Annotated in this window: 23 protein-coding genes; 18 read left to right on the top strand and 5 right to left on the bottom strand. The window is 37.0% G+C overall.

What is annotated here, in order from left to right; translation table 11 throughout:
- Positions 1-23: 23 nt before the first annotated feature.
- From OVA16_RS13625 to OVA16_RS13635, 3 genes are all read left to right on the top strand, one after another.
- On the top strand, positions 24-926 hold the full coding sequence (locus OVA16_RS13625; protein ID WP_267760278.1) for a glycerophosphodiester phosphodiesterase family protein: 903 nt from the start codon (positions 24-26) through the stop codon (positions 924-926).
- A gap of 166 nt (positions 927-1092) precedes the next feature.
- Positions 1093-2454 carry a glycerol-3-phosphate transporter gene (gene glpT, locus OVA16_RS13630; RefSeq protein WP_267760280.1) on the top strand — a complete coding sequence of 454 codons (1362 nt, stop codon included), beginning with the start codon at positions 1093-1095 and terminating at the stop codon, positions 2452-2454.
- Positions 2455-2463: 9 nt separating this feature from the next.
- Positions 2464-3147 (top strand): GDSL-type esterase/lipase family protein, encoded by a 684-nt coding sequence (locus OVA16_RS13635; protein WP_267760282.1) that lies wholly within the window; start codon positions 2464-2466, stop codon positions 3145-3147.
- Positions 3148-3350: 203 nt separating this feature from the next.
- On the opposite strand, the gene OVA16_RS13640 is transcribed toward OVA16_RS13635, so the two are convergent.
- The gene (locus OVA16_RS13640) at positions 3351-3779 is read right to left on the bottom strand and encodes a hypothetical protein (protein ID WP_267760285.1); all 429 of its coding nucleotides are present in this window, start codon (positions 3777-3779) and stop codon (positions 3351-3353) included.
- Between the two features lie 274 nt (positions 3780-4053).
- Positions 4054-4830: an XRE family transcriptional regulator gene (locus OVA16_RS13645; protein ID WP_267760287.1), complete on the bottom strand. Its 777-nt coding sequence runs from the start codon at positions 4828-4830 to the stop codon at positions 4054-4056.
- A gap of 133 nt (positions 4831-4963) precedes the next feature.
- On the opposite strand from OVA16_RS13645, the gene OVA16_RS13650 reads away from it, so the two are divergent.
- Complete coding sequence (locus tag OVA16_RS13650) at positions 4964-5308, top strand: GIY-YIG nuclease family protein (RefSeq protein WP_267760289.1); 345 nt, start codon at positions 4964-4966, stop codon at positions 5306-5308.
- A gap of 74 nt (positions 5309-5382) precedes the next feature.
- Here OVA16_RS13650 and OVA16_RS20135 read toward each other — a convergent pair whose 3' ends face one another.
- The 3 genes from OVA16_RS20135 to OVA16_RS13660 form a co-directional block, all read right to left on the bottom strand.
- Complete coding sequence (locus OVA16_RS20135) at positions 5383-5883, bottom strand: BamA/TamA family outer membrane protein (RefSeq protein ID WP_324288401.1); 501 nt, start codon at positions 5881-5883, stop codon at positions 5383-5385.
- Between the two features lie 101 nt (positions 5884-5984).
- Entirely contained in the window at positions 5985-8549 is a 2565-nt protein-coding gene (locus tag OVA16_RS13655; RefSeq protein WP_324288402.1) for a basic secretory protein-like protein, read from the bottom strand.
- 50 nt (positions 8550-8599) lie between these two features.
- Positions 8600-11059, bottom strand: coding sequence for a penicillin-binding protein 1A (locus OVA16_RS13660; RefSeq protein ID WP_267760290.1), 2460 nt, complete (start codon positions 11057-11059; stop codon positions 8600-8602).
- A gap of 240 nt (positions 11060-11299) precedes the next feature.
- Here OVA16_RS13660 and OVA16_RS13665 point away from each other — a divergent pair, with 240 nt between their 5' ends.
- The 14 genes from OVA16_RS13665 to OVA16_RS13730 all read left to right on the top strand — a co-directional run bounded on the left by OVA16_RS13665 (position 11300) and on the right by OVA16_RS13730 (position 26612).
- On the top strand, positions 11300-12178 hold the full coding sequence (locus tag OVA16_RS13665) for a polyphosphate kinase 2 family protein (RefSeq protein WP_267760292.1): 879 nt from the start codon (positions 11300-11302) through the stop codon (positions 12176-12178).
- Between the two features lie 472 nt (positions 12179-12650).
- Positions 12651-13376 carry an RluA family pseudouridine synthase gene (locus OVA16_RS13670; RefSeq protein WP_267760295.1) on the top strand — a complete coding sequence of 242 codons (726 nt, stop codon included), beginning with the start codon at positions 12651-12653 and terminating at the stop codon, positions 13374-13376.
- Between the two features lie 15 nt (positions 13377-13391).
- The gene (locus OVA16_RS13675; protein ID WP_267760298.1) at positions 13392-15170 is read left to right on the top strand and encodes a chloride channel protein; all 1779 of its coding nucleotides are present in this window, start codon (positions 13392-13394) and stop codon (positions 15168-15170) included.
- Between the two features lie 70 nt (positions 15171-15240).
- Positions 15241-15705, top strand: coding sequence for a nucleoside triphosphate pyrophosphohydrolase family protein (locus OVA16_RS13680; protein ID WP_267760300.1), 465 nt, complete (start codon positions 15241-15243; stop codon positions 15703-15705).
- Positions 15706-15727: 22 nt separating this feature from the next.
- A complete protein-coding gene (locus OVA16_RS13685) occupies positions 15728-16189 on the top strand; it encodes a MaoC family dehydratase (RefSeq protein WP_267760309.1) in 462 nt (153 codons plus the stop codon).
- A gap of 136 nt (positions 16190-16325) precedes the next feature.
- Positions 16326-17129: a 7TM-DISM domain-containing protein gene (locus OVA16_RS13690; protein WP_267760312.1), complete on the top strand. Its 804-nt coding sequence runs from the start codon at positions 16326-16328 to the stop codon at positions 17127-17129.
- Entirely contained in the window at positions 17086-17232 is a 147-nt protein-coding gene (locus tag OVA16_RS13695) for a hypothetical protein (RefSeq protein ID WP_267760315.1), read from the top strand. The genes OVA16_RS13690 and OVA16_RS13695 overlap by 44 nt, the downstream gene beginning before the upstream one ends.
- Entirely contained in the window at positions 17180-18247 is a 1068-nt protein-coding gene (locus OVA16_RS13700) for a 7TM diverse intracellular signaling domain-containing protein (protein ID WP_267760318.1), read from the top strand. Before OVA16_RS13695 ends, OVA16_RS13700 begins: the two co-directional genes overlap by 53 nt.
- A gap of 285 nt (positions 18248-18532) precedes the next feature.
- The gene (locus tag OVA16_RS13705) at positions 18533-20398 is read left to right on the top strand and encodes a SusC/RagA family TonB-linked outer membrane protein (RefSeq protein WP_267760320.1); all 1866 of its coding nucleotides are present in this window, start codon (positions 18533-18535) and stop codon (positions 20396-20398) included.
- Entirely contained in the window at positions 20338-21705 is a 1368-nt protein-coding gene (locus tag OVA16_RS13710) for a SusC/RagA family TonB-linked outer membrane protein (RefSeq protein WP_267765402.1), read from the top strand. Before OVA16_RS13705 ends, OVA16_RS13710 begins: the two co-directional genes overlap by 61 nt.
- A gap of 11 nt (positions 21706-21716) precedes the next feature.
- Positions 21717-22925: a RagB/SusD family nutrient uptake outer membrane protein gene (locus OVA16_RS13715; protein ID WP_267760323.1), complete on the top strand. Its 1209-nt coding sequence runs from the start codon at positions 21717-21719 to the stop codon at positions 22923-22925.
- Positions 22903-23355 carry a RagB/SusD family nutrient uptake outer membrane protein gene (locus OVA16_RS13720; protein ID WP_267760326.1) on the top strand — a complete coding sequence of 151 codons (453 nt, stop codon included), beginning with the start codon at positions 22903-22905 and terminating at the stop codon, positions 23353-23355. Before OVA16_RS13715 ends, OVA16_RS13720 begins: the two co-directional genes overlap by 23 nt.
- A gap of 19 nt (positions 23356-23374) precedes the next feature.
- Positions 23375-23893 (top strand): hypothetical protein, encoded by a 519-nt coding sequence (locus OVA16_RS13725; RefSeq protein ID WP_267760328.1) that lies wholly within the window; start codon positions 23375-23377, stop codon positions 23891-23893.
- 37 nt (positions 23894-23930) lie between these two features.
- Positions 23931-26612, top strand: coding sequence for a glycoside hydrolase family 2 TIM barrel-domain containing protein (locus OVA16_RS13730; protein WP_267760330.1), 2682 nt, complete (start codon positions 23931-23933; stop codon positions 26610-26612).
- Positions 26613-26862: the final 250 nt, after the last annotated feature.

Genomic DNA, 26862 nt, shown 5'->3' on the forward strand with positions numbered 1-26862 from the left:
ATAAGTATTCTCATTTATCAATAATGAATAAATTAATTTACCCGTTAGGGATTTTGCTTTTTGGAATAAGCGCTTGCTCGGTTAATAAAAATACAAAATTAAATGAAGTAGAATTTCCAAAATTTAGTGCCGAAGCGCATCGTGGCGGTAGGGGATTAGTGCCCGAGAACACCATTTTGGCCATGAAAGATGCCATGTCTTACCCAGCGGTAACTACTTTGGAGATGGATACGCACATTACAAAAGATGGTAAAGTGGTAGTTACTCACGATGATTACCTTAGTCCGGGGTTTATGCTTACGCCAACTGGCGAAGAAATTCCCGTTTCGGATGCCAAAAAATACAATGTGTTCAAAATGGACTATGAGCAGTTAAAAACTTTTGATATTGGCACAAAACCTAACAAAGATTTTCCACAGCAACGTAAAGTAAAAACCTACATTCCACTATTGGCAGATTTAATTGATACCGTACAAAACCAAATTAAAACAAACGGTAAAAAGCAATATTTCTATAATATCGAAACTAAATGTAGTGCCAAAGGCGATGGAGTAACCAACCCTACACCAGATGTGTTTGTGAAATTGTTAATAGATGTGATTAAGAATAAAAAGATAGAGCAATATGTAGTAATCCAATCTTTTGATAAACGCACAATTCAAATCATCAATAAAGAATATCCGCATATTAAAACCTCTTTTTTAGTAAGCAATAAGAAATCTTATGAAGAAAACATAGCCGATTTGGGTTATAAGCCGTTTATCATCAGCCCTGCTTATAAAATGGTAGATGCTGTTTTTATCAAAAAGGCTCACGCAGATGGCGTAAAAGTAATTCCGTGGACAGTGAACACCGCCAAAGAAATTGCATCGTTAAAAGCTTTGGGTGTAGATGGTATCATTACCGATTATACAAATTTATTATAAAACTATTCAACTATAATTATTCAGTGCCAACTTTGCTAAAAGTTTTTTCTCTCTTTTGGGGAGAGATGCCCGAAGGGAGAGGGACTGTTAATTAAAGTTCGTAACACCTCGATTAACCAATTAAACAGTTAATCAATTAACCAAAAAATACAACTAACCAACCAATATGGGATTTAACCTATTTCCAAAACCAGCACCGCACAAACCTTTATTGCCCGAAAGCACCGTAAAATCTATCTATAGTAAAGAAAGGATCAAAGTTTTTATAGGCATTTTTGTAGGTTACGCGGCTTACTACTTTGTTCGTAAAAATTTCTCTTTTGCCGTTCCCGAATTGCAAAAATTAGGGTTTAGCAAAGGCGAGTTAGGCTTAGCTGCTTCGGCACTTTCTATAGCTTATGGTTTTAGCAAGTTTTTAATGGGCAATATTTCTGATAGGAGCAATGCAAGATATTTTCTTTCTATAGGTTTGGTGTTGTCTGCATTTACCATGATTTTTATGGGCTTTGTTCCGTTTGCAACATCATCTATTGCCGTGATGTTTGCTTTGTTGTTTATCAACGGATGGTTTCAGGGTATGGGTTGGCCGCCGTGTGGCAGAGTAGTGGCCCATTGGTTTTCGGTTAGAGAAAGAGGTAGAGCAATGTCTATTTGGAATTTAGCACATAACATTGGCGGTTTTTTAGTCGGCCCATTAACCGTTTTAGGTTTTGAGTTGTTTGCTGGTTACCAAGCTATGTTGTATTTTCCGGGGTTGGTGGCTATATTGTTTGCTATAGTGGCATTTGCTTTGGTTAGAGATACGCCCCAATCGGTAGGTTTGCCGCCTATAGAAGTTTACAATAACGATTATCCTAAAAGCTACGATGCTAAAACTCAAGAACAAGAATTTTCTGCAAAGGAAATTTTCTTGCAATATGTATTAAATAACCGCTTGTTGTGGTATATCGCCATAGCTAACGCGTTCGTATATCTCGTAAGAAACGGAATTATCAACTGGGCACCAACTTTTCTACAAGAGGTAAGTGGTTTCGATAAAACTCAAGCTGCATTTGCCTCTGGTGGTTACGAATTGGCTGCTATACCAGGTACTTTACTTTGTGGTTTAATGAGCGATAAATTCTTTAAAGGTCGCAGAGCACCAGTAACCATTATCTATATGGCTATGACTTTAATTTCGGTGCTGTTGTACTGGAAAAATCCGGGAGGAAATGCCTTTGTGCAAAGTGTTGCGCTTTGGGCAATTGGTTTCTTTATTTATGGCCCAGTAATGCTAATTGGCGTACAGGCTATAGATTTAGTACCTAAAAAAGCCGCTGGAACGGCCGCTGGCTTAACTGGGCTGTTTGGGTATTTTATTGGCGATCTCTTAGCAAATGCTGCATTGGGTAGGCTGGTAGATAAGCAAGGCTGGGATGCAAGCTTTATTGTAATTATTATATCTTGCTTGCTGGCTATCTTTTTTACCTCATTTACATGGAATAGAGAAAAGAAAAATTTGAGTAATTTAACACCACTTTCTCACTAAAAATTAAATATGAAGACAATAATAAATAGCCTGTTATTGATATTGATTTTTGCTTGTTTTATACAGGTAAACGCACAAACTAAACCTTATGATAGCACTTACCGTCCGGGTAAGTATAAAGAATTGGTGGCTAAGTTTAATGCCGAGCCAATTAATAAAAAAGATTATATCTTCTTGGGTAACAGCATTACCGCTGGTACAGATTGGGGCAAGTTGCTTAATTTACCTAAAGCTAAAAACAGAGGGATTTCTGGCGATATCACTTTTGGGGTATTAGAGCGTTTGCAAGAAGTGATAGATAGAAAGCCGGCAAAAGTTTTCATCTTAATCGGTATCAATGATATCTCTAGAAATATTCCTGATAGTTTAATTCTAAGAAACTACAAGACCATGATAGAGCGAATTAGAAAGGGCTCTAAAAAAACACAAATTTACTTCTATACTTTGTTGCCGGTAAACGCTTCGTTCGAAAAGTTTAAAAATCATTACGGTAAAGACGAACATATTCTTTATCTAAACGATGAAATTAGAAAGTTTACAGCCAAGAAGGTAACGGTTATAGATTTGTACCCTCATTTCTTAGATGGCGACAAAAAACTTAGAGCAGAACTAACCAAAGATGGTTTGCATTTAATTCCTGCTGGATATGAGGTTTGGAAAGAGGTGTTGGAAAAAGGTGGGTATTTGAAATAGTTTGTTTCAACTAGCTTTGCCTTTTTTGTTCAGCCGTTTGTTATAATTAGACTTACGAAGTTTTAAAAACTTCGTAAGTCTTTCTTTTAAAGTTAAGTCATTTCTAAAGACTTTAGGAGGAATTCAGTAATTTTAAGCTGTTTATTAGCTTTCTTCCTTCAGCTGGGCTTCAGTTGAAATGACTTTACTTAAATGTATGTTGGTTATTTACCTTCTTCGGTTTTCGGAGCTTTATGAGGTCTACCTTTTCTGTCTTTTACCCTCTCTCTCATTTTAGCTTTCATTTCTTCTCTCGAAGCAGCCAATTTTGTTTTTTGCTCTGCAGTTAATACAGCATCAATTTTATCTTGATGCGCTTTCATCGCCGCCTTTCTTTCTTCCAATTTAGCTTTCATTTTGGCTTCGTCTTTCTGACGCAAACCATCGTGCTCTTTTATTCTATCAAGCTCAATTTGTTTAATTTTTGCCTTTTGGTCTGCGGTCAAGCTTAATTTAGCTTCCATTGCGGTAGCTACTTTTTCAGCTCTTTCTTCGGCGCTCATTTTAACTCTTTCTGTTCTCGCAGGTTTTTGTGCATAGCTTGCTGTAAAACCTAGTACGGCAAAAGCTACTGTAAATAATAATTTTCTCATCTTTTTAACATTTGTTTTTTAGTGGTAATGAGTTTATCATGATTTCTGGTATATTGAAATTTTTTAAATCATGATATGCTCATGTCTCAATGGTTTTAAGTTTCATTGTTATTTGTTATTGAGACCGAACGATTTCTTAGAGGTTTAAAATCAACTCTGTTAAAAAATGTTAATAGTTTTAAGTAGCCACAGATACACAGATAATACTTAATTGAGATAATAAGTTATCATTTTAAATCTGTGTATCTGTGGCTGAAAGTCTGTGGCCAAAAAATTAATTCTTATTTAGCTGAGAAATTGATTTTTGCATTTGCGCCATCATGGTAGATAGCGTTTCTATGGTTGGCTCTGGTGTTGGCTCTGGCAAAGCAGTAGAAAGATATGCTTTCGCTTTCCATATTTCTAAAATATCATCTGCAGGCACCGAGTATGGATCGTAAATTTTATTGTCCGAGATTAATTTTAATTCTTTGTCTTCTTTAAATTTATTGCCGGCACGCTTGTAAACCACACCTTCGTTTTTGCTAATAATTACATAGGTATCGCCAACTTTAACATCGTTCCAGTTATCTAGGTATTCGCCTATAATAATACTACCAGATTGGATAGGTAACATCGAGTCGCCTTTAATCTCGAAAGCTCTATACGTGCCTTGCTTTAAAGAGGGGATAGGTAGCTGGAATTTTGGTAGGTCTTGAATGTACTGTGGATCAGAAAAACCGTTTAAATAACCTGCACTAGCTTTAACAGGAACCAGTTCTATATTTTCATTATCGTCCTTATCAACCGAAATACTTAATACCCTTAAATTAGATCCCTGGCTTTTGGGCTTAGGTTTCCAAGCGTCATTTATTTTTTCGTTGATAAATTCATCAATCGTTAATTCGAAATATTCTGCTATTTTTTTTAGTAAATCGTATTTGGGTTCTGCTCTGTCTTCTTCGTAAGCGCCAATTAAAGATCGCTTAATTTCCATGTTATCAGCAAATTGTTGCTGTGTTAATCCTTTTTTCTTTCTTAAATATTTAAGGTTGCTTGAAATGTTAGACATACAAAATAATTTAAAATAAATTTGTTTTTACTAAAATTGTTAGTATTATTGTGCCAATAAAATTAGTAATTATAATTTGTACTGCCAAATAATATCTAATATAATTAGTTTTTAACTTTTAAATGTTGTAGCCATGAAAAAAATAGTTTATATCGTTACCGACAGAAACCGCACTGCTTTACATGTTGGCATGAGTGCCGACTTAATGAAGACATTAGATTTCTACAAGAAAATGCCAAATCTATTTTTTGATAGTGCGCAGCAATTAACCCGTTTGGTTTATTTCGAAGAATTTAGAACAGAAGCGCAAGCTTTGAGTAGGTTTAAGACAGTAAGTAGGTTTACTAGGGCGCAAAAAGAAAGATTGGTTAGAGCTTGTAACCCAGATTGGATTGATCTAACTATTGGGTTGGATTTTGAAAATATGCATATCCATCAAATCAACAATCAGTCGTTATTGCCATTTGCAGCTATGTAAATTGGTGTATAAAACAAAAGGAGCGCTAAATTGCTTAGTGCTCCTTTTGTTACTTTTTGCTTTATACTTTTTAACTACCAGCCCGGAGCAAATGTAAGCCCAAACACACCACCTTTAACATCTTTACGAGTAAAAGGGAATGCGTAGTAAGGTTCTAAAATCATTGCTCCAAACAAGTTTACCCTAACAGAGATACCAGCACTTAGGGCAGGTACGCGTTCATTTGTGATCTTGTAAGTTAATGGAGTGCCGTCTTGTGCAAACGTTGGTTGCCCGTTAGCATCTAATAAGGGTACATTAGTATAGCTTGGTTGACCTTTAAATGCAACCTTGGTGTCTTCTGTCCAAGCTACGCCAGCATCGAAAAACAAGTTTAAGTCGGTAAATAGAAAGTTGGAAGGTATTTGCGCTAATTTCTTAGGTCCAGTAAACGGCAATCTCACTTCAAAGTTAAACACTGCTAACTTGCTTCCTGACAGTTGGTTGATGTCGAACGCTCCTTCGGTAGCATTTTGATTGTTATAGAATGAATTAGGCTCGTATCCTCTTATTAAGTAATTGTAGCCAGCAAACAAAGGGAAAAGATTTTCTCCATCTCTGCCTATACGTAGGTAATTGTATGAGCGTACCGCAATGGTTACCGGTTTTATTCTGAAATATTTTCTGGCATCAATGGCTACGGCGGTAAATTAAAATCTCCGAAATAGCGCTCTGTACCTATACGGTATCTAAAGCCATCTAACGGTGCGGTTACGCCAAAAATTGAGTTGTCGCCAACGAAATAGGCATTGGTTTGGAAGATGTTGAACGGCCTAAGTGGTGTGCCTAATGAGCTTTCAATTTCTTCTGCTTTTACTCTTTCTCTGTCTGATCCAGAAAAACCAAGTATGTTGCCATTGGCATCAAGCTGATAATAGTTGTTGAAACGCGTTACGCTATAGCTGTATCTCGAAACTGCACCACCCAATTCGAAACGGTGCGCTTTGTTAAATGGATAGGCTGCAAAAAGTTGCACTTGATCTTCAAAAGTTCTTAAGATATTGGTTCTGTCTACAAGATATTCTGTGCCCTCTTGATCAACAATATCTCTACTTAAAAAACCTGTGATATATGGGATGTGAGAAACCGCACCTCCCCAATTGATACGGCTGGCTTGGTTAATGTAGGCTGCCATACCGCCGAAATCTTGTATTTCGCCATTAATAGCTAAGTTGGCTACAATTTGGTTTTGGCCAACAATATCGCTAAACATACCCATTACGCCACCTTGCATACCTGTGCCAAAACGGCTGGTACTTACACCAACACCGCCGCTGTTGGCTAAATAATCTAAGCGGAATTTAGGGCGATATGGGATGTTCCTCAACGAGTCTAAGTGAGTGCGTTCAAATCTATTGAAGTTGCCTAAATTAGAATTAACCACATTTACGCCCATGTTTTCTTTGGGAGGTAAAATAGCTGCATCAAAATTAACATCGTTGGCATTAACGTCTTTCGCTTTGAAATTGCTGTAAGGCGAGTTGTAAAGCGTATAGCGTTGGTAACGATAATAGCTGTAAATGATATCGTCATTTCTGGATACGGTAATGGCAGGAGAAAATTCTGTAATACCGCTGATACCCGTGAAATAATCTGTAAGCTGCTTTAGGTTTTTGTTTTCTAAATTGTACTCGTAAAGGTTTCTGAAACCATCTCTGTTTGATAAGAAAAAGATACGTTTGCTGTCTCCAGAAAACTGTGCATTAAGGTTGTTGGCTCCGGCAAAAACAGGAACATTGCTTAAACGTTTAGTTTCTATATCGTAAATGGTTAGGTTTATTGGATTTACTGCTGCCAAATTTCCCGATTGTACGGCGGCTCTATCAGAAGAGAATACAATTTTTTTGCCATCTGGAGAGTAGCTTGGTGCATAGTCAGAATATTCATCATCGGTAATTTGAGTAACCTGTTTGGTGTCGAAGTTGTAAGAGAAAATATCACTTTGGCCTTCTACCATGCCTGAAAAAGCAATGTCTTTACCATTTGGCGACCAGGTTAGGTTACCAAACTGTTCTACCTTATCCATGCTAGCGTTTAGCAAGGTTTTTCCGTTGGCAATATCAATTACCAGTAGTTTATTTCGGCCTTTGCTAAAAATACTAAAGGCAAATTTTTTGCTATCTGGCGACCAAGCACCTGCCGATTCTAAGAAGTTAAAATCATCGATGTGGCTACTGGAAACTTGGCTACTCAGTTTTTTAATGATTTTGCCGGTTTTAGCATCTGCCAAAAAGAGGTCTATACCAAATAAATCTTTTTCTGATAAGAAAGATAAATATTTGCCATCAGGGCTAATAGCTGGAGCAACGTTCATGTTGCCAGCATTTTTATTGTCGATAATTTTAGTGCCAGAGATTTTAATTTGCGAACTATCAGCTTTTAACATAGGTCTGTAGTGCTGTTCAATGGCATTTTTCCATAAGCCAGATAAAGCTCGGTCGTCGTAACCCAAGGTGTATCTGATGCCGTTTTCGTATCCAAACTTTGCGGTGGCTTTAAATAGCGGTACTATGGTGGTATCTCCATAAAGCGAGCCTACAAAAGTCCAAAAAGCTTGGCCATAACGGTAAGGGAAATATTTGTTAGAGTTAGTTAAATCTTTTAAAGATGGAATGTCTCGGTTTAACAAAGCATCACGCATCCACATTGAGGTAAAGGCGTCTTTTTTGCCTACAGAAAGGTATTCGGCCATACCTTCAATCATCCATAATGGGGTTTGTCCAATGCTTTCTAATGGGATAGAATCTTTCTCTAATAAAATATGATATTGGAAAGCATGCACTAACTCGTGACCTAAAACGTGTCTGGTTTGGCTACCTAGTTCCATTACGGGCATAATAACCCTGTTTTTAAAAGCTTCGGTAACACCGCCAGTTCCTACACCAATTTCGCCCTGCAAAGCTGTGGTTTGCTGAAAATCTGGATGGTTGTTGTACAAAATAATTGGGTTCTTTTTAAAGAAAGTATCTCTAAAAATTTCTTGGTGCATTTTGTACCAAGTTTCGGCATCTTGCGCAAATTTCTTAACTACCTTATCGTTTTTTAGATAGTAATAAATGTCAAAATGAGGGGTTTCCATCACTTTGAATTTTTCGTTTTTATATCGAACCTTGTTTTGTCCGAAATATTGCGCTTTTGATGCCGTAACACCTAGCAGTGCAATTGATAAAACTAAAGTGGCTTTTTTTAGAAAATTGTTCATATACGAATAATTTTGAAGGCTATATCTTATCGAGAGTTGGTTAGGTTTAACTAATTATTGTTCTCGTTTTTTTCTTTTTCCTTTTGCTCTTTTTTCTGTTTGCGTTTCAGTTCTCTTTCTTCTTTTCTAGTAAGCGGAACAGTGGTGGTTTCCTGCTTAGGTTGGCTTTCTATAACTGGTTTTTTCTCGTCAACCTTTGTGTTGGTAGTGGTTGGCTCGGTTCTAATCAGTTCTTGTGGATCTGGAGCAATCATTTCAAGATCTAAAGAATCTACCAATACCGAGTCGGTGCTTACTGTATCTACCGGTGGACGAGGGGTTGGGCAGTTGTAGGTTCTTGTAATTTCTACTTTTGCTTTAGGGAAAGGCCCATACGTGTAGCCACTTAAAGGATCTAGGTAAACCTTTTCCATAAATTTAGCAAAAATAGGCAGGGCAGTTCTAGAACCTTCGCCTTGCTCGCCGTTTTTGAAGTGTGCCGTTCTTTCATCGCAACCTACCCAAACTCCGGTTACCAAATCTTTGGTAATGCCCATGTACCAAGCATCTACATAATCTGAAGACGTGCCAGTTTTCCCCCCAATTTGGTTGTTCTTTTTAAACAAAGTATTCCATTCCCATAAAGCTTGCGAAGTACCACGGGGTTCTTCGATACCGCCTCTAAACATATAGAGCATTAACCAGGCAATTTCTTCGCTTAGGGCACGCTTAAATTTGGGCTTAAATTCTTCAATTACGTTATCGTTTCTGTCGGTTATTTTTTCTACTAATATGGGATCAACTTTGTTGCCTTCGTTTAAGAAAGTGCCATAAGCTTTAACCATTTCGTAAACGGTAACATCGTTAGGGCCTAAACTTACCGATGGTACAGACTCTAAATGACTATCGATACCGCATTCATGCGCCCATTTAACCACATTGTCCCAACCTACTTTTTCGGTTACTTGTGCGGTAACGGTATTTACCGAGCGGCCCATTGCCCAACGTAACGACATGTCTTGATAACTGTAGCTCCAATCTGCATTTTTTGGCTCCCAAACTTTAGTTTCTCCTTTATCTTGATAGGAAATGCTAACCGGTTTGTCGGTAAATTTATCGCAGGGGCTCATGCCGCTTTCTAATGCCGCCAAATATGCAAATGGCTTAAACGTAGAACCTGCTTGGCGTTTCGATTGGTTTACGTGGTCGTATTTAAAGTATTTATGATCTATGCCGCCAACCCAAACTTTAATTTTTCCACTTTTGGGTTCCAAGGTCATCATGCCGGTATTTAAAATTTTACCGTAATAACGGATCGAATCCATGGTAGAAAATAAGGTATCTCTATCGCCTTTGTAAGTGAAGATTTTCATCTTCTTTTTCTTGTTGAAATAAGCATCAACCAAATCGGGTTGGTTGGGGAATTTTTTTTGTAGTAATGCGTAAATAGGCAGTGATTTTTTTGCCCTATCTGGATAATCTACTTTCTTACGTTCGCTGTCTTCCCAAGGATCTTCGTTGCCCCAAACACTGTAAAACCTGCGTTGTAAAATGCGCATTTGGTCTTTTACAGCATCTTCCGCATAACCTTGCAGTTTAGAATCGATGGTGGTGTATATTTTTAACCCATCCTCATAAAGATCGTAATTGTTTTCTTCGCACCACTTTTCTAGGTATTTGTCAACTGCTGCTCTAAGGTACGAGTCGCCTTCGCTGGTTTCGTCTTCGTTGCCTGCCTCAATACCTATAGGTGCTGTTTTGTAGGTGTTAGCTGCTTCTTTAGTAATGTAGTTGTACTTATTCATTTGAGAAATAACCACATTTCGCCTAGCTAAAGATTTCTCTGGATTTTTAATTGGGTTGTAAGAAGTGGTGGCTTTTAACATACCTACCAATAAGGCTGCTTGAGGTACACTTAACTGGTTTGCCTGTTTGTTGAAATAGCTCCGGGCTGCTGTTTTAATACCGTAAGTATTGTTGCCGAACGAAACCGTGTTGAGGTACATCGTTAAGATATCGTCTTTGCTATAATTAGATTCTAGCTTAATTGCCGTCATCCATTCTTTTAATTTGGGTACAATGGTTCTTACCAAAGGGATACGTTTGGCCAGCCCAGAAGATTTGTTGTAGCGGGTTCTGTAAAGGTTTTTCGCTAATTGTTGGGTAATGGTGCTTGCCCCGCCTTCTTTGCCCATACCTGCAATAGCTCTTCCCAAAGCTTGTATATCTATGCCAGAATGTTTGTAAAAACGAACATCTTCGGTAGCTATTAGCGCATTTACTACGTTTTTAGAAATGTCTTTAAATTCTACAGGAGTACGGTTTTCTTTAAAGTAACGACCAATCAATTTACCATCTGAAGTGTACAATTCTGAGCCAACTCTTTGCGATGGACTTTTGATGTCTGCGTAAGATGGAGAATAACCAAACAGCCACAAGAAGTTGATTTGCAGTGCACAAAAGAAAAGGATGATGAAATATATAAAGATGATAAAATACCTGAGATATCTATTTTTAATTTCTTTAAACATGCTATAAAGATGTAAAAAACGTGAAAAATTATCTGTTAAATTGTGTTAAAACAAACAATACAAATTAACGTATTTAATTTACTTAAATTTAGTTCTATCTTTAAAATTTTAGACACAAATGCGTAAAATATAAATTTAGCATTTGAAATTTAAGGTGTACCGTTTCATTACCAATTAAATATAAAATGAAATTGCCTATAGTTAATTTATTCAAACTCATACATAATTTAATAAGCTACTATGAAAACTAATACTGATAAATACTTGGTTAAGCCTGGTAAAAAAGTAAAAATTAAAGACTTTGATACCAATTATAACGGACATTTAGATAAAGAAGCTGGCAAAGAAGAACTGGCGAAGGTTAAAGAAGATTTGGCCGAGTTTCAGGAGGTTTTGTATGCTTCAAATACCCATGCAGTTTTAATTCTTTTTCAGGCGATGGATGCTGCTGGTAAAGATGGTGCCATAGCGTATGTAATGTCGGGTTTAAACCCGCAAGGCTGCCAGGTTTATAGTTTTAAAACTCCTAATGCAGAAGAGTACGACCATGATTTTTTATGGAGACATTACAAGGCTTTGCCAGAAAAAGGAAGGATTGGTATTCACAACCGCTCGCATTATGAAAATGTGCTGGTTTGCAAGGTGCATCCAGAATATATCATGAGCGAGAACTTGCCCAATTATAGTTCTGTAGATAAAATAGATAAAGGTTTTTGGAAATCGAGATATGAAAGTATCCGTAATTTTGAGAAGCACTTAACAGATAATGGCGTTACCATACTGAAATTCTTTTTACACGTTTCTAAAGAGGAACAGAAGCAGCGTTTTTTGGATAGGATAGCAGATCCTGCCAAGAATTGGAAGTTCTCTTCGGGCGATATTAAGGAAAGAGCATTGTGGGATAAGTACATGGAGGCTTACGAAGATGCATTGAACGAAACTTCTACTGATTATGCGCCTTGGTATGTAATTCCGGCAGATAAAAAGTGGTATACGAGGTTGGCAGTAAGTCAAATTATTGCGGAAACTTTAAAGGGTTTAAAATTGGAATATCCAGTGTTGGCAAAAGAAGAAGTAGATATGGCTGCTTGTAAGGAACAGTTGCTTTCTGAGGAATAGTGATTAGGAGTTAGGGATTAGTTTTTTGAACCACATAGGCACAGTAGAAATATATGCAGTAAAATCTATGTGTCTATGTGGTTTAGCTTTTTGAGGATGTTTTTGTAAGTAAACCAGAGGCGATTACTTTCTGAAAAATCATGTTTTTTGAGATTTTACCACCTTAGACACTTAAGGATAGTTTATTTTTTTTTGTAGTTAATTATTGTTGGCGTGTAGATTTACTTAGGTGTGCTAAGGTGTCTTAGGTGGTTTTATAATGGTACTTTATTAAATAGACCTGATAGTAGCCGATACCGCCCGAGCCTGGGTGTGGATGGAGCGGTGGGATGCGAGGGTGTAAAGGCGGATAGCAGGACGGGGCTAGCCCAAGAACCACTGCTTTTGCTCTTCAAATTCGTGTAAATGTCAATTAAACCGCCTGTTTTCGTAAATATATTGGTACTTTTGCAGTGTTAAATCAATTATCCTTTTGAAGTATCCAAATTTTAAAGACCTCATACTTTTTGAGAACGACGATTATATTGTTGTCAATAAACCTCCTTTTGTGGCTTCGTTAGATGAGCGTGGTGCGGCCGGTGCAGGCGAAATTAATATTTTACGCTTGGCTAGGCAGTACACCGACGATGCACAGATTTGCCATAGGTTAGATAAAGAAACCTCGGGAGCTATTGTGATTGCTAAAAATCCGGAGGCTTACCGTAACTTATCGATGCAGTTCGAAAAGCGTAAGGTAAGCAAGGTTTATCATGCTGTGGTAGATGGTCAGTTTCGGTTCGATAACCTATTGGTAGATTTACCTATTTTAAACGATGGTAATAAAAACGTAACTATTGATAGGCAAGAGGGCAAAAGAGCCGAAACTTATTTTACATCTTTAAAATATTACAAACACTATACTTTGGTAGAGTGTAAGCCAATAACTGGGCGTATGCACCAAATTCGTATTCATTTGGCTACGCAGCGTGCGGCCATTTGCGGAGATACGATGTACCGCGGAAAGCCAGTGTTTTTGTCGAAAATTAAGCGTGGTTACCGTTTGACAGATGACGAAGAACAGGCCATTATGAAACGTTTTGCGCTTCATGCTAAGCAAATTACTTTTAAAGGTGTAGATGGGCAAGAGATTTTTGTAGAAGCTCCATACCCCAAAGATTACGCAACGCTACTCAAATTGTTAGATAAATTTGACGCATAATTAAAGAAACAGAAGATGTATATTAGGTTTGTAAGTTTTGTAGATCAGCTAAATAAGTATAGGCAAAGCAAAATTTCTGACCGAAACTTTCTGGTGTTCGCGGCTATTTTTGTAGGTATTTTTGCAGGCTTGGCGGCGGCACTCTTAAAAGGTATTACCCATAAAATACAGCATTTTCTTCAGTCAGATTTGCACTGGCAATACAAATATTATCTGTACCTTTTATTTCCGGCCATTGGTATACTGCTTTCGGTAATTTACGTGAAAAGATTTATCAGAAAAGGTAAGTTTGAAACTGGTTTAACGCCGCTGCTATATACCATTTCAAAAAAATCGAGCAGGGTAGAGGCACATAATACTTATTCTCAAATTATTACAGCAGCAATTACAGTGGGCTTTGGTGGTTCTACTGGTTTAGAGGCCCCAATTGCTACTTCTGGAGCCGCAATTGGCTCTAATGTTGGAAGGTTTTTAGGGTTAAGTTATAGAGAAATTACCCTGCTATTAGCCTGTGGCGCTGCTGCGGGTATTGCGGGGGCTTTTAATAGCCCTATTGCGGGTATTGTGTTTGCCATTGAAATTTTACTGCCAGAGTTTTCTATACCTGCTTTTATTCCATTGTTACTTTCTGCCGCTACAGCATCTGTTGTGGCTCGTTTGTTCTTTAAAGAACAACTGTTTTTTTTAGTAACCGAAGGTTGGGAAATGCATGCTTTATTATTTTATGTGATTTTGGCCGTGGTTGTAGGTTTATACGCTTACTACTTCACTAAAATGAATAAAATCATCAAAGGTTCTTTCTATAAAATCAAAAATCCATACTATAAAATAGCTATTGGCGGGCTAATATTAGGCCTTTTGGTATTTCTTTTTCCTAGCTTGTATGGCGAAGGATACATCACTATCAATAGCTTGCTTAAAGGCGACCACAACGCAATAATTAGCAATAGCATTTTTTCGCAACTTAGTGATTTGCCGTTTGTAGTTATTTTATTTGCACTGGTTACCGTAATGCTCAAATCTGTGGCTACCTTAGTTACTTTAGCCGCTGGCGGTAACGGAGGTACGTTTGCACCAAGTTTAATTATTGGTGGTATATTGGGGTTTATTATTGCTCATACCGTAAATGTTTTGGGCATTGCAGAACTTAATGTAGCCAACTTTATTATTGCAGGTATGGCAGCAGCTTTGGGCTCGGTAATGCATGCACCATTAACGGGCATTTTTTTAATTGCAGAAATTACTGGCGGATACGAGTTAATGGTGCCTTTAATGATTACAACAGCGATAGCTTATTTCATTAGCAGAGGGGTTAGTAAATATTCTATTTATACCAAACCGTTGGTAGATGCTGGTCATCTATCGCATCACGAAGATAAAGATACCACCGTGTTAAACATGATGAGCTTAAAATCAATAATAGAAAAAGACCAGCTGATTTTAAGAGACACAGATATTTTGAGCGATAAAATTTCGGATATTTTAGCTTCAAAAAGAAACGTTATTCCTGTAGTTAATGCAGAAAATATTTTTCAGGGTGTGGTTTATATCGAAACTATTTTGAAGCATGTTTCGCAAAAGTATACCGAACATATTGCTATAAGCGATATTACCGATATGCCTGCCGAAATTGCTTCGTTAACTAACGATGTGAAAGAAGTGCTGAAAAAGATGGAACAAGAAAACCTTTGGGTAATGCCCGTTGTAGATTATTCTGGAACTTATATTGGTTTGGTTTCTAAGACTCATATTTTTAATAAATATCGAGATATATTAAGCCAACAAGCTTATTAAATAACTGCTGTTGATAACAAAATTTGTTATTTAGCTTAAATTGTTAAAAATTCGCAATCAAAATCATGATATGGAAGATTTAAGTGCATTAAGCCAAGTTGCCGAGTTTCATCAAACTTTTAAGCATCCAATTGTTGAGCAGGCTGCTATACCCTCTAAGGTAAGAAGTAAACTTAGAATAGATTTAATTGCCGAAGAACTGAAAGAGCTTCAGGAAGCAGTAGATAATGATGATTTGATAGAAGTTGCCGACGCTTTATGCGATTTGCAATATGTTTTGGCCGGTGCTGTATTAGAATTTGGTTTGGGAACTAAATTTAAAAGTTTGTTTGATGAGGTACATCGTTCTAACATGAGCAAGGCCTGCAAAACGGTAGAAGAGGCAGAACAAACTATAGCGCATTATAAACAAAAAGATAACGTAGATGCCTATTTTAAAGAAATTGAGGGTTTGTATCTGGTTTATCGCAAGGGCGATGATAAAACCTTGAAATCTATAAATTACTCGCCAGCAAATATTAAGGGCTTATTATAACACTACAGCAATAACCAAATATATGATTAACATTAGCAGTCACGATGAGTTTGCAGCCTACTTGGGTAAAGAGTTAGGTATTTCTAGTTGGTATCAAATTACCCAAGAGCAGATTAATAAATTTGCAGATGCTACTTTAGACCATCAGTGGATACACACCAACCCAGAAAAAGCAGCTACAGACAGCCCATTTAAAACAACCATTGCCCATGGTTACCTTACCTTATCTTTGGTACCTTACCTATGGCAGCAAATTGCAAAAATTAGTAATTTGAAAATGGAGATTAATTATGGTATAGAAAGTTTAAAATTCGGTCAAGCCGTTACGGTAAACAGCGAAGTTAGATTAAAGGTGGGCTTGAAATCCATTTTAAATTTAAGAGGAACCACCAAAGTTGTTATTGATATTGTGATGGAAATAAAAGACCAGCCTAAACCAGCATTTGCTGGCGATGTGGTATTCTTATATCATTTCGAGAGCTAGTTCTACTTTAAATTCACATTTTTAAAATAGCTGGTTATATATCAGCTATTTTGTTTTTTGTAGCTATCTTTAACATTACCAAATAAAAGGCTAGTAGTTTTCAATTAACTTACTGGTTTAAAATTCTAATGTTAACATGCTGCTGCGAACGTTTTTTATCTCATTTATATTCTTTTTTAGTTGTACTTGGTTAAATGCACAAAACACGGTAGTATTTAATAAAGATACCTACGAGTACATTTTTAAGTCTGGCGACGTAGTTGCCTTAGAAGATTCTACAAATAAATTACCGTTTGAAATTATTTCTAGCGCCGCTTATCAAAATAAATTTATCCCTAACAAAGATTATTATCCTAAAAACTATAACCAAAATTATAGCTACTGGTACCGAGTAAAAGTTAGGTTTAACGAAGACTTAGATAAAACCAGTGTAATTGAGTTTTTTGATCAAGTTACCGATTATATCGATGCTTATTTTCCAGACGAAAATGGGAAATACGTGAAGGCCAATACTGGCGCAGATTTAAAATTTCAGGATCGGCTGTTTAGACACAAAAATTTCGAATTTTTAATTCAAAATTTAAAAAAGGAGAGTATATACTATTACTTTAAGGTAAAATCTAAAGACAAAGTAAATGTAATTATTGTTTTTAGAACGGTAGAGCGGTTTATTCAATACAGTTTAACCGAGTATCTTACTTATGGCCTTTTCTATGGAATGATTTTTATTTTCAGTTTCCATAACCTGCTGATGTATTTGGCAGTACGAAGAAAGCAGTATCTCTATTACATTTTATATATCATTAGTGTTGGTTTATACGAGGTTTCTGTAGATGGTATTGCCTTTCAAGTACTTGTGGCCAAACCATCCCGTTTGGAACGAATATGCTTATGGCGTGGCTTTATTCTGTATCAGTTCCTTCGCCTTAATTTTTACTAAAGAGCTTTTGCACGTTAAGCAAAAAGCCCCATTTTATCATAAATTAATTAATGCAAGTACTACTTTTAAGGTTCATCTTTTTTATAGTTTGCTTATGCTATAATCCAGATTGGTTTAAATATAAATTTATAGAGTTTATTCCCTTGTCTGTGGGTTTTGTAACGGGTATCTATATTTTATGGCGAAAAAGGTATAGGCCAGCTCGCTTTTTTGTGGTTGGTTATTCTTTTCTCTTCTTAGGCTTTGTCATAAAAATTATTCACATTCTAGGATATGCTAGGCACATTCCAGGTGCTTTAGGCTATTATAGTTTAAGTTTTGGTTTTTTGTTAGAGATGGTTTTCCTTTCGTTTGCCATTGGCGATCAAGTGCGTATTCTTAAGCGTAAAAAAGAAAATGCCCAGAAACAGATTATCAAGCAGATGCAGCTAAATGCAGAAATGAAAGATAATTTGAATAGAGAGCTGGAAGCAAAGGTAGAACAAAGAACCGTTGAGGTAAAAAAGCAGGCTGTTGCCTTGCTAAAGCAAAATGAAACCATTGAAAAACAAAATGAAGAACTCATCTCTAAGAATGGACTTTTAGAACAGCAAGCAGAAGAGATTTCGAGGATGAACATTTTGTTAGAAAAAGACAATATCAACCTTAAAACAAACATAGAGAAAGTAACAGATGCCCGTGTTAACGCAACTGAGCTAGATTTTGATGAGTTTAGCCAGAAATATCCTGATAAGGAAGCGTGCTATAAATTTTTGGCAGAATTAAAGTGGGAAACTGGATACGCCTGCTTAAAGTGCAATCATACCAACTACTGCAATGGCAAGGCTCCTTACAACCGCCGCTGTACAAAATGCGCTTATGAAGAGTCTGTTTTACACGGTACTATTTTCGAGAACAACCGTATTCCAATTAATAAAGCCTTTTATTTAGTTTACTTGATGTATAGCTCTAAGGGAACCATATCTTCACATAAGCTGTCTGACAAGCTTGGCATTAGGCAAAGTACCTGCTGGACTTATGCAACCAAGGTTAAAAAAGTAATGGACGAGCGTAAAAAGGACTTGAAAGGAGGGGGCAAATCTGGTTGGAGTAAGCTCGTGCTCGATAAAAAGAGCTAAATAGGGTCTAGAAATCATTCTTACGCAAACGTTTTCGTTTTTTTTATAACATTTTTTTATTGCGTTTTAAACGTATTGGCTCTAAAAAAAATAAAGAATTGATTGCTCATTAAATCAGTTACTTATAAAATTTTAAGTATGCGATTAAAGCGTATTGAATATTTTGTAATTATCTAATTTACAGTTTATTATGTATTTTTTATCTTGTGATTGAGGGAATAACTACCCTATATTTACACTGTCAAATATTTGACGCTAACTGATAATAAACCAAATTTTAACTGTATGAGTAAAATTCTATTAAAAAGAATTTTGCAGAAAATTTCTATAACACTACTCTGGTGTTTTTTTCTGCAATTGAATGTTTTGGCCTTTACGAATGGCGAAGAATTATCATTAAAAACAAGCAAATTACTAAATGCAAGTCGAGCAGATGTTTCTGGCGTAGTAAAAGATGATAAGGGCATTGCACTACCTGGCGTAGGGGTAAGAGTTAAAGGAACTCAACAAGCTGTAAGTACAGATGTAGATGGTAGATTTGTTTTGAAGAATGTACCTGCAAATGCCGTAATTGTATTTACTAGCATCGGTTTTAAAGAAAAAGAGATAGTTTTTGACGGTAAAACTGTACTTAATGTAATGCTTGAAGAAGATTCTAAAGGGTTAAGTGAAGTAGTTGTGGTGGGTTATGGTACACAAAAGAAGGTAAATTTAACCGGTGCTGTAACTGCTATTAGTGGCGACGATTTAAGGAACAGACCTGTGCCAAATGCAACGGCAGCCTTGCAGGGGCAAGTACCTGGAGTTGTGATAACCAGAGGCAGCGGACAGCCAGGAAAAGAAGGTTACAATTTGAGAATTAGAGGCACTAATTCAATTAACGGCACAGGTGCGCTGGTATTGGTTGATGGAATCCAGATGGATTTGAATTTGATTAATCCAGATGATATTGAAAGTATTTCATTTCTAAAAGATGCAGCAGCAGCAGCTATTTACGGAGCTAGAGCCGCAGGTGGGGTTGTTTTAGTGACCACCAAATCTAGCACCAGCGGAAAAACAAAAGTTAACTTAAATTCATTTTACAGCTTTAATATTACTGCACGTCAACCAGAGCGTTTAAACTCTTGGGACGAACAAACTTTGATAGATGAAGCTCGTTTTAATGCAACTGGAGCTAGAGAATTTACGCCAGAGCAAATCGAATGGTTAAAAAATCCAAATTTTAATTACCGACCAAATTTAACATCAAATCGTTGGGAATATTTCGATAATACAGATTGGATCAAGGCAGGTATGAGTACCGTAAATCATTCACAAAATCATTCAATTTCTGTTGGTGGTGGTACAAAAGACCTCAACTATCTACTTTCAACTGGTTTTCAAAACAGTGATGGGGTGTTGCGCTATGGCCCAGATGATAATTCTAGGTATAATATCAAATTGAATTTGAATAGCCAGATCAATAAATACATTGACGCTAGTTTTATTGTAGGTTACATTGGTCAAATTACCAATTCAAACTCATTTTCTACAGGGCAAATTGTCAATGCGCTATATCGTGTTAGAACACGCCAATCATTATATACCCCTGCCGAAGATACTACTGGGCAACCGTATAATGGCGATTTGCAGATTAATGCCGTGGATATTCAGAAAAACGGCGGTTTTACCCGCGAAATGTATGAGAGTTTTACTGGCAAGGTTGATTTGAAATTCAAAAATTTTATAAAAGGATTGCAAATCAATACCATAGCATGGAGAAATCAAGATTCTTATAATTACGAGCAAAACCGAAGAAGTTTAGCTTGGTATGGGCGTAGTAACACCGAGTCGCCTCGTTTTCAGGCGAATGTACCTAATGGAATTACCATTACCAAGAACAGGGGATATTACGATAATTTGCAAACGACCGTAGATTACAATCTTCAATTAGCTGACAAACATAATTTCAAAGTGATGGGCGGTGCATCTTATGAGCAGTACCGTAAAGATGAGGCTACTGCTGGTGCAACTGGTTTATATAGTAACGATACTTTTAGTTTAAATTTTGCTGATCCTTTAAATAAGACTGCAAGTGATAATGTAGAAACATTTGCTTTTGCTTCTCTTTTGGAAGGTTTAATTACAATTACCTTGAAAGATATTTATTAGAAGCAACTTTCCGTTACGATGGTAGTTCTAGGTTAGATCCTACCGTTCGTTGGACTTTCTTTCCATCAGTTTCTGCCGGTTGGAGAATTAGTGAGGAAAGCTTCATCAAAAATCAAATCAGAGCCATATCTAACTTAAAAATTAGAGCATCTTGGGGCCGCATGGGTAATGCAGTTGGTGGTGGAACTGGTAATTACGACTATATTCCTATTCTACTTCCTGGCAATGCTTTGGTGCTGAATGGAAATAGAGCTAATTACTTCTATCAGTCGCAAGTACCATCTATAGGTAAAACTTGGGAAACAGTTCAATCTGCAAACCTAGGTTTAGATTTTGGTTTTTTTAAAGAAAAACTTAGCGGTGCTTTTGAGGTTTACGAAAATCGTAACATCAATATGTTCGTTAGAATTAATCGTCCTTCAATTATAGGGGTCGATGTACCACAGGTAAATGGTGGAACTTTAAAAAGTTGGGGTTGGGAAACCAATGTAAGATGGAGAGACAAGGTAGGTGCATTAGGTTATACCTTTGGTTTAAATTTTTCTGACAACCAAAACGAGTTAATTAATTTTAATGGGGCTCGCCTAGTGGGTACTGGCGGTGTAGTGCAAGGCATAGAAGGTTATCCTTTAAATTCTGTTTGGGGATACAAAACAGACGGTATTTTCCAATCTGATGCAGAAGCTACGGCTTACAGAGCAAATGTAAATTATCCGTTTTTTGCTAACTCTAAAGCTGGAGATATTAAATATCTAGACTTGAATGGCGACGGTGTAATTAACGCAGGAAAAGGAACTCCTGATGACTCTGGAGATTTGGTTTATTTAGGTAATACCAGTGCCAGGTACTCCTATGGTTTCGATCTAGGTTTAAACTGGAAAGGTTTTGATTTCTCAGTAGCTTTTCAAGGTACTTTAAAAAGATCATTCCTTATTGCTACCGAAACCTTATCGCCATTAAACGGTACGGCAAATATGCCTTGGACTATCCACATGGATAGATGGACACCTGAAAATCCAGATGCGTTTTTTCCAAGGATGTATCAAACCAGCGATCATAACTATAGGCCATCGGACAGGTGGGTGCAAAACGGAAGTTATATCCGTCTAAAAAACCTACAATTGGGTTACAACATCCCATTTAAGAAAAAATATGTTCAAAATGTGAGGGTTTATTTCTCAGGACAAGATTTATGGGAAAGTACCAAAGTAATGAGTGTGTTTGATCCAGAGGTTCCAAATGGCGTGAACTCGCAAGCTTATCCATTCTACAGAGCTTACGCATTTGGTTTAAACGTTACATTTTAATTCGAGCAATCATGAACAGAAATAAACTATTAATCATATTTTTTGCAGCAGCTATTTTGGCGAGCTGTACCAAATTAGATAGAGTACCAGAAACCAATTTTGCAGATACGGGCTATTGGAATACTGAAGTAGATCTTCAAAACGCAGCGAATAGACTATATCAGCAAATGGCGGGTCATACGATAGATAATAGGGCAGATGACAATACAGGTCAAGCTATAAATGCCATTAGTACCGTTAATAGAGATATTCCGTCTACATCTGGCGATTGGAGTGGTCCTTACGAGATGATTTTTACTGCCAATAACATTTTGGAAAAAGGCGGAACGGCCAAAGTTACTGATGCTGTAAAGAACAGGTATTTTGCAGAAGCTCGTTTTTTCAGGGCTTATGCGTATGCCATGTTGATGGAGAAATACGGCGATGTGCCTTTAGTATTGAGAACGCTTGGCATTAACGATCCGGATTTAAAAATGCCTAGAACAGCGAGAGCGCTAGTAGCAAATTCAATTTACGAAGATTTGGATTTTGCTGCGGCCTGGTTGCCAACTAGAGCTGCGTTACCAGCAGCACAATATGGGCGAATCACAAAAAGTTCGGCTTGGGCTTTGAAAGCTCGTGTGGGCTTAATGGAAGGAACTACCGCAAAGTTTAACAACCTAACTGGGTGGCAAGCTCATCTAAATATTGCCGTAACAGCGGCAACATTGGTAATGGGGCAAGGCCATACTTTGTTTAACAGCTATTTGGGAGAGTTTACACATGCCGGCGATGGTATGAACAACACCGAAAATATTTTAATGAAGCAATACGCAATTGCTACTCTAACTCATAACACTTCTAGAGATTTAGAAAATGGAAGAATTGCACCAACCAGAAACCTTATCCGTCAATATTTATATACTGATGGGCTGCCTGCTTGGAATTCAGATCAAACACCAACATCTACACTATCGCCGTTGTTTGTTCCCGAAGCTAATGAAGCTAGTTACAATACAATTTTAGAAAATAGGGACCCTCGTTTAAATACTTTGCTTTATCGTGCTGGAGAACAGTCGTACCAACGGCCGTGGGTACCGCAAACTGCTTTAGGTTCTAGAACTGCCTATGCTGGTAAAAAAGGGTTTGATGCCGCTGATTGGGCATCCAATAACAATGCTACTGTACAGAAAAATCTGATCCGCTACGCCGAAGTACTTGCTCATTTATGCAGAGGCTAAGTTTGAGCTTACTGAAAGTATTTCTGACGCAGATTTGAATTTAACGGTAAATGCCTTACGTACCCGAGCTGGTTTTGCGCCTCGTTTAACCAATGCTTTTGTGGTTGCTAACAACTTGGATATGAGAGAAGAGATTAGAAGAGAAAGAACGGTAGAGTTGGCTTTAGAAGGTTTTAGGTATGGCGATTTAATTAGATGGAAAACGGCAGAAGTGGTAATGGCAAAACCAATTTTAGGCGGCAAGTATATTGCTAGCGAGTGGGTGGGTACTAACGCTTCTGCTTTGGTGTTAAATGCTGATGGTGTACTAGTGGTTGAAGATGCGACCAAAAGAAAATGGAACCCAGCTAGAGATTATTTGTATCCAGTACCGTTAAATGAAATTGCATTGAGTGACAATAACGTAACGCAAAACAAAGGTTGGTTGTAGTATATTAATTTAAACAAAAATGAAAAAACATAAAATATTGATATTACTTCTATCTTCTCTAATCGCATTCTCTTCTTGCGAGAAAGATGACCCAGATGGACCAGTAGGAGCTGATGGCTATGATAATTTTTATTACGCAGGTTTTTTACCTTGGAATAATACCGCTACAGCCTCAGTGCTTAGAACACAAACAGATTTGATAAAGTTTCCGGTACAGTTTCATTCGTCGTTTGTAAGAGATTACGATGCGGCAGCAAACTTCACTCTGGTAACAGCAGGTATAGCAAACCCAGCAATTTTAGGGCAAGATTTTAATGTGGTAGATAAAAGTGGTAACGCTATCCAGGCCACCAATGGTATTTACAGTTTAAACTTTCCGCAAGCCAAAGCAAAAGTAGATACCATTTATTTGAAAGTGCTAAATAATACTTTGCCCGGCACACGTAGAATAGAGATTAATTTGGTGCAAAACGAAAACTCCCAATATAAAGTGGGTACATTCACACAAGCTTTTAAGCGTTTTTTAGAAGTTAGATAAATAGACACGAAACCATCTCAATATAAAATTTATTGAGATGGTTTTTAAAATATCCTCATTGATGCCAATCACTTTCAAGAAATTCCTATCATTTTTATTATTTGTCGTAGTTTTTACATCTGCTAAAGCCCAAGAGCAAAGCCGAAAAATAATTTCTATCAACCAAAACTGGCATTTCGCCAAAGACATCCACAAAAAAGGTAACAAACAATTAAAATATACCACAGTAAATATCCCACACACGTGGAATGCCCTTGATGTACTAGACGACGAGCCTGGCTATTATCGTGGTATTGGTTATTACAAAAAGAAGTTAGACCTTAAATCAGAATGGAAAGGAAAGAAAATTTATCTCAACTTCGGTGCTGCTAACCAAGAAACGGAAGTTTATCTTAATGGCAAGAAAATAGGTAGCCACATAGGTGGATATACAGGTTTTACCGTTGCGCTAGATCAGCTAAATTTTGATGGTAAGGATGAATTGGTAGTAAAAGTAGATAACAGTTATAATGAAAGTATTCCGCCTTTAACCGGCGATTTTACTTTCTTCGGAGGCTTATACCGCGATGTTTCTTTAACGGTGGTAGACCAAGCTCATTTTGCTGATGAAATTTACGGCACAAATGGAGTTTATGTACATGCGGATAAAGTTAGCAACGAGAGTGCAACGTTAAATGTGAATGCGAATTGGGTTAACACTTCTTCTTTCATAAATGAGATATTGGTAACTACCACGTTAATTGATGCAAAATCAAATAAAGTGGGCGAGAGTAAATGGCTATCTTCAAAAAATCCATCTAGAAATATCAATTTATCGCTACCAAAAATCGAAGTTAAAAATCCTACGCTGTGGTCGCCAGAAAACCCATACTTATATCAAACCATTACCAAACTCATTGACTATCAAACCGGCAAGGTGTTAGATGAAGTAAAAACTAATGTAGGATTTCGCTATTTCAGTTTTGATGCAGATAAAGGTTTTTTCCTTAATGGAAAACTGGTAAAGCTAATTGGTGCTAGTCGCCACCAAGACTTTGCCAAAATGGGAAATGCGGTACCGGCTGCATTGCAGGTTAAAGACGTAGCATTGTTAAAGGAAATGGGCGGGAACTTTTTACGTGTGGCACATTATCCTCAAGACCAAGCAGTGCTAGATGCTTGCGATCGTCTAGGTATTTTGACGTCCGTAGAAATTCCGATAGTAAACGAAATTACCGAAACAGAAGCTTTTTATAACAATTGCAAAGAGATGCAGTTAGAAATGATCAAGCAAAATTATAACCATACCAGCATAATCATTTGGGCGTATATGAATGAAGTTTTGCTGAAAATGCGTTATGGCAAAGAACCAGAACGAAAGAAAATCTATTTAAAAAGCATCGAAAATTTAGCACAACAGCTAGAAGAGCTTACTCGTAAAACAGACCCAACAAGATATACCATGATGAGTAACCATGGCGATGTAACTGGTTATACTAACGCAGGTTTAGTAAAAATACCTATGATTGTGGGCTGGAATTTGTATCAAGGTTGGTATGGTGGTAAATCAGAAGATTTTGGACCAAACTTAGATGAAATTCATGCAGCAATGCCCAACAAACCATTAATTGTAACAGAATATGGGGCAGATGTTGATCCACGAATACATGCCGAAAATCCAATTCGTTTTGATAAAAGTTTAGCTTATGGGATGCAGTACCACCAAATTTATATCAGAGATATCTTAAAGCGACCTTTTGTTGCCGGCGCCGCGGTTTGGAATTTATCAGATTTTAGCTCAGAAACTAGGAACGAGACCATGCCAAGTATCAATAATAAAGGCTTGTTAACTTTAGATAGACAACCGAAAAATACCTACTTTCTTTACAAAGCGCATTTCAACAAAAATCCTTATGTAAAAATTGGGGATGGCTCGTGGAAATTAAGAGGAGGAACTTCTACACTGCAAGAAGTAAGTGTAATTAGTAATTTGGATAGTGCGGAGCTAGTTGTAAACGGTAAACCCCAAGGTAAAAAGAGAGTGGTAGACTGTCTCGTAAGTTGGAACATCGATTTTAAGTCTGGTAAAAATGAAATTGAAGCCATTGCTTACCAAAGCGAAAAAGTGTTTAAAGATAAATCTACAATTGATTTTGTGCTGCAACCACAAGCATTTTTAAATTCATCAGCTTCGCTTAACATTCTTTTAGGATCACAAAGACAGTTCATAGATGATAAAAACCAAATTTGGCTACCAAGTAAACCGCATCAAGACAATAGTTGGGGGCATATTGGCGGCGAGCCTTTTAAAATTAAAAATAGTAGCCGCCAACAATATGGTTCTGATAAAGACATTAAAGGCACCCTGAACGATCCGATTTACCAAACGCAGTCGGTAGGCTTAGATGCCTATGAATTAGTAGTTCCTAAAGGAAAGTATGAAGTGACTTTGCATTTTGCCGAGTTAATGGGTAATGGCATTCAATCGGTTTTACCTTACAATTTAGATAGTTTGGTGGCAACGGGTAAAGAAGTGCCGCCACAACGTATATTCGATGTTTACTTGAACGGTAAGTTGGTTATTAAAGCACTTAATTTGGCCGCTAAGTATGGTGTGGCTACAAAACTAGAACAGAAATTTGAGTGTGTAGTAGCTGATGATAAAGGCATTAAACTGGCTTTTAAAAGTATAACAGGTAAACCAGTGCTAAATGCACTGCAATTTAAAAAGATAAATTGATGGGGCTGCCAACCAGAATACAAGCCATCGATGTGTTTTAAATAAATTAATATGCTGTACGCAAACGTTTCCGCAATTAATTGTTATTTTTTTTAATGAAATAAGTAGCTCAGAATAAGGTAAATGAAGCGATTTTATATACACCTTCGAATTTTATCTTTTAACTGTTTTTTTTATTTAAAGTGTTGATAATTAATTATTTATTTTTATGACGCTATAAATTAACTCGATGAAAAAGCCTGTTGATGAT

It is taken from the genome of Pedobacter sp. SL55 (genome assembly GCF_026625705.1).
Lineage (GTDB): Bacteria > Bacteroidota > Bacteroidia > Sphingobacteriales > Sphingobacteriaceae > Pedobacter.